Source organism: Pseudorhodoplanes sp. (genome assembly GCF_035565855.1).
In the GTDB taxonomy this organism is placed as follows: Bacteria; Pseudomonadota; Alphaproteobacteria; order Rhizobiales; family Xanthobacteraceae; genus Pseudorhodoplanes.
Genome location: NZ_DATMRX010000122.1, coordinates 1 through 9639, shown reverse-complemented (window position 1 = coordinate 9639; position 9639 = coordinate 1). Strand labels below are relative to the sequence as shown.

General features: G+C 62.7%; 9 protein-coding genes and 1 pseudogene. All 10 read left to right on the top strand.

Annotation, left to right across the window (positions count from 1 at the left end):
• Positions 1-148 precede the first annotated feature (148 nt).
• The 10 genes and pseudogenes from VN004_RS06860 (at position 149) to glyA (ending at position 9597) form a co-directional block, all read left to right on the top strand.
• A pseudogene (locus VN004_RS06860) lies at positions 149-1288 on the top strand (acyl-CoA dehydrogenase family protein).
• 1 nt (position 1289) lies between these two features.
• Positions 1290-2366, top strand: coding sequence for an enoyl-CoA hydratase/isomerase family protein (locus tag VN004_RS06855; RefSeq protein WP_325608298.1), 1077 nt, complete (start codon positions 1290-1292; stop codon positions 2364-2366).
• Entirely contained in the window at positions 2363-2932 is a 570-nt protein-coding gene (locus VN004_RS06850) for a DUF6163 family protein (protein ID WP_325608296.1), read from the top strand. Before VN004_RS06855 ends, VN004_RS06850 begins: the two co-directional genes overlap by 4 nt.
• 48 nt (positions 2933-2980) lie before the next feature.
• Positions 2981-3868 (top strand): 3-hydroxyisobutyrate dehydrogenase, encoded by an 888-nt coding sequence (mmsB, locus tag VN004_RS06845; RefSeq protein ID WP_325608294.1) that lies wholly within the window; start codon positions 2981-2983, stop codon positions 3866-3868.
• Between the two features lie 116 nt (positions 3869-3984).
• Complete coding sequence (gene folE, locus VN004_RS06840; RefSeq protein ID WP_325608292.1) at positions 3985-4695, top strand: GTP cyclohydrolase I; 711 nt, start codon at positions 3985-3987, stop codon at positions 4693-4695.
• A gap of 7 nt (positions 4696-4702) precedes the next feature.
• Positions 4703-5134: a BLUF domain-containing protein gene (locus VN004_RS06835; RefSeq protein ID WP_325608290.1), complete on the top strand. Its 432-nt coding sequence runs from the start codon at positions 4703-4705 to the stop codon at positions 5132-5134.
• Positions 5135-5429: 295 nt separating this feature from the next.
• Positions 5430-5945, top strand: coding sequence for a transcriptional regulator LdtR (gene ldtR, locus VN004_RS06830; RefSeq protein WP_325608288.1), 516 nt, complete (start codon positions 5430-5432; stop codon positions 5943-5945).
• 758 nt (positions 5946-6703) lie between these two features.
• Positions 6704-7993 (top strand): L,D-transpeptidase family protein, encoded by a 1290-nt coding sequence (locus VN004_RS06825; protein ID WP_325608287.1) that lies wholly within the window; start codon positions 6704-6706, stop codon positions 7991-7993.
• Positions 7994-8006: 13 nt separating this feature from the next.
• On the top strand, positions 8007-8195 hold the full coding sequence (locus VN004_RS06820) for a DUF6898 family protein (protein WP_325608286.1): 189 nt from the start codon (positions 8007-8009) through the stop codon (positions 8193-8195).
• A gap of 94 nt (positions 8196-8289) precedes the next feature.
• Positions 8290-9597 (top strand): serine hydroxymethyltransferase, encoded by a 1308-nt coding sequence (glyA, locus tag VN004_RS06815; protein ID WP_325608285.1) that lies wholly within the window; start codon positions 8290-8292, stop codon positions 9595-9597.
• The last annotated feature ends 42 nt before the right edge of the window (positions 9598-9639 follow it).

Here is a 9639-nt window from a genome sequence, read left to right as displayed (position 1 = left end):
CCCGGTCCCGCGATGGCGGGGACGCGGAGCTGTCGGTGCTGGATTCCCGGTTTCGCGGGAATGAGCGGGGATCGGCGGCACTTTACCCCCATACGCCCACCGCCGCCACAATTGACGGACGACACAGCCAAACCTATGCGTTCGGTTCATGGATTTCGCCCTGTCCGAGGACCAGCGCGCCTTTCAGGCCACCGCCCGGCAATTCGCGCGGGACGCGATGATGCCGCGCGCGGCGGAATGGGACGAGCATGAGATCTTCCCGGTGGAGACCTTGCGCGAGGCGGCGGCGCTCGGCTTCGGCGGCATCTACGTGAAAGGCGATGTCGGAGGCTCGGAACTGACGCGGCTCGACGCTGCGATCATTTTCGAGGAGCTGGCGCAGGGCTGCACATCGACGGCCGCCTATATCTCGATCCACAACATGGCGGCCTGGATGATCGACGCCTTCGGAAGCGAGGCGCAGCGACAGCGCTTTCTTCCGAAGCTCTGCACCATGGAGCATTTTGCGAGCTATTGCCTGACCGAGCCGGGCGCGGGCTCGGATGCCGCGAGCCTGTCCACCCGCGCGCAGCGGGATGGCGACCATTACATCCTCAACGGCTCCAAGGCTTTCATCTCGGGCGGCGGGACGTCCGATATCTATGTCTGCATGGTGCGCACCGGCGGTCCGGGACCGAAAGGCATCTCCTGCATCGCGGTGGAGAAGGGGACCCCGGGGCTCACGTTCGGGGCGCGAGAAAAGAAACTCGGCTGGAAATCTCAGCCGACAGCGATGGTCAATTTCGAAAATTGCCGCGTGCCGGCCGACAACCTGATCGGCCGGGAAGGCGATGGCTTCAAGATCGCGATGATGGGGCTCGATGGCGGCCGTCTCAACATCGCGGCCTGCTCGCTGGGCGGGGCGCAATTCTGTCTCGACCGCACCATCGCGCATATGCGCGATCGCAAGCAGTTCGGCTCCCGGCTTTCGGATTTCCAGGCACTGCGGTTCAGGATCGCCGATTACGCGACCGAGCTGGAAGCGGCACGGCTGATGGTGCATCGCGCAGCGCATGCGGTGACCTGCGGCGAGCCGGGCAAGACACGGCTTGCCGCGATGGCAAAGCGCATCGCGACCGACGCCGGCTTCGAGGTCATCAATGGCTGCCTGCAACTGCATGGCGGTTACGGCTATTAGCGCGATCATCCGATCGAGCGCGTGTTGCGCGACGTGCGCGTGCATCAAATTCTGGAAGGGACCAACGAGATCATGCGGCTGATCGTGAGCCGGGACTTGCTGGATAACTGACGTGGGCACGACAGACCAGGGCACGACAGACGAGATCCTGTTCGAGCGGCGCGGCAGTGCCGGCATCGTCACGCTCAACCGCCCCAGGGCATTGAATGCCATCACCCATGGCATGGTGCGCGCACTCGCAGCGCAGCTCGATGCATGGCGGCAGGACGAGGCGGTCACGCGGGTACTCGTCACCGCGAATGGCGAGCGCGCCTTCTCGGCGGGCGGCGACATCCGCGCGCTCTACGAACTGATTGCCGAAGGCAGGCATCAGGACGCCTTGTCGTTCTTCCGCGAGGAATACGCGCTCAACACTGCGATCAAGCGTTATCCGAAGCCTTATATCTCCCTGATCGACGGCATCGTGATGGGCGGCGGTGTCGGCATCTCCATCCACGGGTCGCATCGGGTCGCAGGGGAGCGCTATGCCTTCGCAATGCCGGAGGTCGGCATCGGCTTCTTCCCGGATGTCGGCGCGACCTACGCTTTGCCGCGGCTCGCCGGCGAGATCGGGACTTATCTTGCCCTTACAGGCGAACGGATCAAGGCGGCCGACGCGGTTCTCTCCGGCGCTGCGACCCATCATGTGAAGTCGCATCGCTTCGGCGAGTTGAAGGATGCGCTCTGCGGTAGCGACCCGGTCAATGCGGTCCTCGCCGATTTCATGGAAAGCGTCGGGCCGGGCGAGGTGATGCCGCGCCGGCGGACCATCGACCGGACATTTTCCTGGGACAGTGTCGACGCGATTATCAAGGCGCTCGAAGGCGAGGCGCAGAAGAGCACAGACCAATCCAGATGGTCTGCAAGCGCATTGCAGACCATTCACAGCAAATCGCCGACGAGTCTCGTGCTCGCCCTCGCACAGATGCGTTACGGGCGGACCCATTCCTTCGAGGCCTGCATGGCGACCGAATTTCGCATCGTGTCCCGGATCGTCTATGGTCCCGACATGAGGGAAGGCGTGCGAGCGGTCATCATCGACAAGGACAATGCGCCGCGCTGGACGCCGCCTGCATTGGCGTTGGTCGAAAACGATGTGGTTGCACGACATTTTGCAGCCCTGCCTGGTAACGAATTGGAGCTGACATGAGCGAGCCGGATGCGCCTTCGGATGCACCGGCGACGGATGCCGTGCCCGCCGAAACGGCCGCCCCGTCGGAAGGGCCCGTAACGACGGACGTCGACGTCACGCCTGCGCCTGCCCGGTCGGCGGTCGCCAGGGTGCTGGACCTGGCGCCGGCGCTCGCCCCGGTTCGTGCCGATGACGAGAAGCAGGAGCAGGGGCGCTGGACGCGCTGGCTGATCTGGTTTTTGCGCGCGATGGCGGTGGTGTCGATGCTGAAGGGGCTCTACCATTGGTCGGTGGTGCTCGGCATCGGCGAGGGTCCGGATTCGCGCTTTTCGACGGAGTCGATCCCCTGGCAGACGGCGACGGTCTATTTTGCGATCATCGACCTCGTCGCCGCCGTCGGCCTGTGGCTCGCCGCGGTCTGGGGCGCCGTCGTGTGGCTGACCGCGGCCGTCTCGATGGCTGCGGTGCAGGTGTTTTTCCCGCAGATCTACGGTGGTTCATGGCTCGTCGTGGTCATCGAGCTGGTGCTATTGTGCACCTATCTGGTGCTGGCCCTGCAATCCGCGCGCGAGCACCCGCATTGACGTAACCTCGCGGAAACGGCGAGGCTTGACCGGGAGGATCGTGAGACCATGGCGCGCATAGCCTTCATCGGGCTCGGGAATATGGGTGGCCCGATGGCCCAGAACCTGCTCAAGGCCGGTCACGACGTGCTGGGCTACGACATCAGCCTCGATGCGGTCAGCAAATTGGTCTCCGCGGGCGGCACCTCCTCCGGCAAACCGGGGGCGGCGGCGGCAGAAGCCGAGATCGTGATCACCATGCTTCCGTCCGGGAATGAAGTCCGCGAGACCTATCTCGGGCCGGACGGCATCATCGAAAACGCAACACCCGGTGCGCTCCTGATCGACTCCTCCACGATCGACGTCGAGACCGCGCGCGAGGTTGCTGCCGCGGCTGAAGCCAAGGGCCTGCCGATGGTGGATGCGCCGGTCTCGGGCGGCGTCGGCGGTGCGCAAGGCGGCACCCTCACTTTTATGGTCGGCGGCTCCGACGAAGCCTTCGTGAAAGCAAGGCCTGTTCTCGAAGCCATGGGCAAGACCATCGTTCATGCCGGCGGGCCCGGCAACGGCCAGGCTGCGAAGATCTGCAACAACATGATCCTCGGTATTTCGATGATCGCGGTATCGGAATCTTTCGTTCTGGCCGAGAAGCTCGGCCTCGACGCGCAGAAGCTGTTCGACATCTCATCGAAGTCGTCCGGCCAGTGCTGGTCGATGACGAGCTATTGTCCCGTGCCAGGACCGGTTCCGACCTCTCCGGCGAACCGTGACTATCAGGCCGGATTCACCGCACACATGATGCTGAAGGACCTCAAGCTGTCGCAGGAAGCGGCAAAGGCCGCGGGAGCGCGAACGCCGCTCGGGGCCGGTGCGACCGCGATCTATGAGCATTATGTCGGAACCGGGGAGGGGGGACGGGACTTCTCCGGCATCGTGCGCTTCCTGCGCGGAGAATAACGCGAGCCATTCCGCCTCGTCGGTCGCCGTCTTGCCTGCAGGCAGCGATCACCCTCACATGACCGGTGACCGATGGAAGGATCGGTCGCTTATGGCACTCAATTGTACGGACCATCATGGCTGACGACGTGAGCATCACGGGCCAGACCGAACTGCCGGTGTCCGAAAGGATCCGTAAGCGGTTGCAGCGTGCGGGGCGACGATTCAACGCCAACGACAACATCGCGTCCTTCCTTGAACCCGGCGAACTCGACGAACTTCTTTCGGAAGTCGCCGAAAAGATGAAAGGCGTGTTGAGAAGCCTCGTCATCGACATCGACAAGGATCACAACACGCACGACACCGCGCATCGCGTCGCGAAAATGTATCTGACAGAAGTGTTTCGTGGACGCTATCAACCGGCGCCGCGGGTGACGGAATTCCCGAATGTCGAAAGCCTCAACGAGCTGATGATTGTCGGGCCGGTCACGATCCGCAGCGCGTGCAGTCATCACCTCTGTCCGATCATGGGCCGGCTGTGGATCGGCCTGATGCCCAACCAGCATTCGAATTTGATTGGACTGTCGAAATATGCACGCGTCGCCGAGTGGATCATGACGCGCCCGCAAATCCAGGAAGAGGCGATCACCCAGACGGCGGATTACCTGATGGATATCGTGCGGCCCGATGGTCTCGCCGTCGTGATGGAAGCCGATCACTTCTGCATGCATTGGCGCGGTGTCAAGGACACGGCGTCAAAGATGACCAATAGTGTCATGCGAGGCTCGTTCCTGAAGGACTCTGCACTACGCCGTGAATTCCTGTCGCTGATCGCCATGCAAAGTTGAGGCTGCGATGCTCGTTCGATGCCTTTATGCCAGCCGCCCGGTGAAGCCGGCACCGGCAGACCTGCTGGACAGGATCCTCGAACAGTCGCGGCGAAACAATTCGCCCCGCGGAATTACCGGTCTGTTGTGTCACACAAGCGATGTGTTCGTGCAGGTGATCGAAGGCGGGCGCAACGAAGTCTGCGATCTTTTCAATGTCATCGTCTGCGATCAGCGCCATTCGCAGGTGCGGTTGTTGTCGTACGAGGAAATTACAGAGCGGCGCTTTCCCGGCTGGAGCATGGGGCAGGTGAACGTCGAGACGATCAACCGCGCCGTGCTGCTGAAATATTCCGAGCGGCCGGTTCTCGACCCGTTCTCATCCTCGGGACAGGCGACGATGGCGCTGCTGATGGAGCTCGTCGCCAGCGGTTCAATCCTGACTCGCGGCAGCATGTAAGACGAACATCGTTCGTCACAAAATCGGACAACCGGTGCAGCGGTTCGGTAAAACGATGCCTGCCCACAACTTCAGATCGACAAATTTGCCGCTGCACAGGGCGAGGGTGAATCATCCGTTTCGAAAAAGCCCCGCATTTGTAGCTTAAGTGCGAGGTGTGGGCGCGCCAAATAAACCTTCTCTTTATTCTGTTGTTTAAGCCGATTTTAGATCATCGTCGGTAATTTCCGATCTTAAGCGAGGGAAAACAGGGCCTCGCACAAAACTGAAAAAAACGATTACAGGAAGGCGTCACATGAAAGCGGTTATGAAGCCGGCCGAGCAACCTGCGCAAAATGCGCAGCGCTTCGAACACATCCGGCCTCTCTATCTCGAAGCCCTGACGCTGGTGGAGCGTCTTCATCGGCGCCTCCTTGATGTGATCAAGGACGAGTTCGATCGCCGCGGCCGCGCGGACATCAACTCGGTCCAGGCGCTTCTCCTCTACAATATCGGCGACAAGGAGCTGACGGCCGGCGAACTGCGCACGCGCGGGTATTATCTCGGCTCGAACGTCTCCTACAATCTGAAGAAGCTGGTCGAGATGGGCTTCCTTGATCACCAGCGTTCGCGCGTCGATCGTCGTTCGGTCCGGATCAAGCTGACCGACAAGGGCCGCGATGTCCGCGACATCGTCGAGAATCTGTACCAGAAGCATGTTCGCACCGTCGAACAGGTGGGTGGCATTTCCGCCGACGAGTTCGGTACGCTGAACAAGTCGCTGCACCGGCTTGAGCGCTTCTGGACCGACCAGATCCTGTACCGCTTGTAGTCGACCGCCATCGAAACCGTGCGCGCATCGTCGCGCACGCGATTTCGATCACCTCGCTCCATATTATGGGTCCGCGTTGCTGGAGTGGCCGCAGTGCGACTGCGTCGTCCTCTCGGCATTCGCTCCGTGAGCGAAGGCTGAGAGCCTTTCCCGAAATCCCGGAACCAACCGCTGCATCAGCGGTTTGGCTTCCATGGATGACGCGCGGGACAAAAAAGGCGGGACCTATGACACCGATCCGGGTGCTCCGCGCTGCGTTGAAGTCAAAGCAACGCGCTCGGCTCACCGTGCAGCGCAAGGCGGTGCTGACGTTCGTGAGCAGCCGGATCGCAAAACGCAGCCGCCTCCGGAAGGAATGACCCGGCCGCGAAAGGGTCCGCTTGGTCCCTCGCAAGGCCGCCGTCAGGACTGATCTCACCCACGAGCCTGTACTTCCCCGACAGCGCGGAACCAGCGTCGGGGCGACATGCTCCTGCCGCATTGCTTGGTATCGTCAGCGTCGATTCTCGCTGCGTGAGACGGGACGCGAATGCGAGCGGAGGGGGTTCGATGCTGCGACGGCGCTATTGTCCGAACTGCAAGAAATTCGAACGCACGAAGCCGAATGGGCTGATCTGCCTCGGCTGCGAAGCGAAAGAGCAGCCGGCGCGCTGATCGCACCGGCGTCGAGACGGCCGCCAAGCCGTTCTTGTTTCCGACCCATTGCCAATGCGCCGGTTCCGGCTTTAACTCAACTCATCAGCGTGTCACGGACCGCCATGACCGATCGCCCGCGAAGCTCATCGATCTGGGATCGCCGCGCGGTCTTGCGCCATCTCGGGCAGGGCGCGCTCGGTGCGGGCGCGGCGCTTGCGGCTGGCCGGGCGGAAGCCCAGGACAAGGTCCTGCAGATGCTCATGGAGCAGACCCGCCGGTCCGATTTCGGCCAGACCTATGATGCCGGCATCCGGTCGGTGAAAATGCCGAAATCGTCGCTGCCGACGCTCGCGCCCCAGACCGTCCAGACCACCGAGGCCGCGATCCCGCGTTACGAGCAATTGGCGGCGCAGGGTGGCTGGCCGGCCGTTCCGAATTCCGACCGGATGCGGCTCGGAAACCGGGACAAGGCGGTGATCGCCTTGCGGCAGCGCCTGATTGCCGGAGGCGACCTCGCAACCAGCGCCGGTGTCAGCGATGTCTTCGATTCCTACGTCGAAGCCGGGGTCAAGCGCTTCCAGGCTCGCCATGGCCTGACGGTCGACGGGCTGGTCCGAGAAGCGACCCTCAGCGCAATGAATGTACCCGCCGAAGTGCGGGTGGCGCAGCTCCGGACCAATCTGACGCGGCTGAAAAGCTTCTCGGGAAATCTCGGACCGAAATTCGTGATGTGCAACATCCCGGCGGCCCAGATCGAGGCGATCGAAAACGGCGTCGCGGTGACCCGGCACACCGCGGTGGTCGGCAAGCCGGATCGCGCCTCGCCCGAAATCAACAGCCGTATCGTGGAAGTGAATTTCAATCCGTACTGGACGGTGCCGGTCTCGATCGTCAAACGCGATCTCATCCCGCGGATGCAGGAGGAGCCGGATTACCTGACAAAGCAGCGGATCCGCATCCTCGACGGCCGGGGCAGGGAATTGCAGCCGACCCAGATCAACTGGTACTCGGAAGAAGCCGTCAATTACATGTTCAAGCAGGACCCCGGCGACTTCAATTCGCTCGGCGCAATCCGCATCAACTTCCCCTCGGCGCATGGCGTCTACATGCACGACACGCCGTCGCGAAACCTGTTCGGCGAGGATTTTCGTTTTCATTCGTCGGGCTGCGTGCGGGTACAGAATGTCCGCGAATTGGTCACCTGGCTCCTGGCGGGGACGCCCGGTTGGTCGCGTCAGCAGATCGACCAGGTGATCCGCTCGGGCGAGCGCAAGGACGCGCGGCTGAAGACCCCGGTGCCGTTGTACTGGGTTTATGTCACGGCCTGGGCGACCCAGGACGGCGTCGTGCAGTTCCGCGATGACATCTATGGGCGCGACGGCATCGGCGCGGCAACGATCAGTCGCGGCTAGCTGCAATTCACCCATGTCAGAGCCCCGCGAGGTCCTGTTCGAGTTCACTGCAATCGGCGCGGTGATGAAGATCGCCGCCATCGACGCCGCCACGGGAATCGAGGTGACGGTCATGGGGCCCGCCCATGCCTCCCGGGTGGACCTGCAGAAACTCGCCTTGGCCAAGCTGCGCCGGCGGCTTGAAATCACGGATTCCCGCTAGATATTGCGGTTTCCGAGCAGCCGGATTCTATTGCTTGGCGCGGGGTGCCGCCGCGTGGTATCGGCGCGGATCGAGCCCATCCAGGAGACATGCCATGTCGGCAACCGACCGGTCCGCGGCCGGCGTTGATCGTAACAATATGTTCACAGCATCGCTGCGCGAGAGCGACCCTGAGATCGCCGCCGTGATTGCCAGCGAACTCGGCCGCCAGCGCGACGAGATCGAGCTGATCGCCTCGGAGAATATCGTCAGCCGCGCGGTTCTCGAGGCACAGGGCTCGGTGCTGACCAACAAATATGCGGAAGGCTATCCGGGGCGGCGCTATTACGGCGGTTGCCAGTTCGTGGATGTTGCCGAGCAACTCGCGATCGACCGTGTGACAAAGCTGTTTGGCTGCCGCTTCGCGAATGTGCAGCCGCATTCCGGCGCCTCGGCCAACGCCTCCGTCTTCTTCGCTTTGATGAATCCGGGCGACACCTTCCTTGGCCTTAATCTCGCGGCCGGAGGGCATCTGACCCACGGCATGAAGATCAATTATTCGGGCAAGTGGTTCAACGCGGTCGCCTACAATGTGCGGCCCGACGATCACCGCATCGACATGGACGAGGTGCGCAAACTCGCGCAAGAGCACAAGCCGAAGGTCATTATCGCCGGCGGTTCGGCTTATCCGCGCATCATCGACTTCAAGACCTTTCGCGAGATCGCGGACGAAGTCGGCGCCTACCTGTTCGTGGACATGGCGCATTTCGCCGGGCTTGTCGCCGGCGGCGTGCATCCCTCGCCATTCCCGCATGCCCATGTGGTGTCGACGACCACGCACAAGACGTTGCGCGGCCCGCGCGGCGGGGTGGTTCTGACCAATGACGAGGAGATCGCCAAGAAGATCAACGCGGCGGTGTTTCCCGGCCTGCAGGGCGGGCCGCTGATGCACGTGATCGCGGCCAAGGCGGTCGCGTTTGGAGAAGCCTTGCGGCCGGACTTCAAGATTTACGCGAAGAACGTCGTGGACAACGCGAAGGCGCTGGCCGAAACCCTGAAGTCCGCTGGCTACGACATCACTTCGGGCGGGACCGATACGCACCTGATGCTTGTCGATCTGCGGCCCAAGCGTCTGACCGGCAAGGTGTCCGAAGCCGCGCTCGGCCGCGCGCACATCACCTGCAACAAGAACGGCATCCCGTTCGACCCGGAAAAGCCGACGATCACGTCCGGTATCCGCCTCGGTACGCCGGCCGGCACGACCCGCGGCTTCGGGGTCGCGGAATTCAAGCAGGTCGGCGCGATGATCGCCGAGGTTCTCGACGTGCTGTCCCAGAAGCAGGCCGAAGAGGATTCGCTCGTCGAGGCCGCGGTGCGCGACAAGGTGAAGGTGCTTGTCGACCGGTTCCCGATCTACCGGTGACTGCGATGGTCGAGCACTAGGACGGGGAGAACCGACACGTCA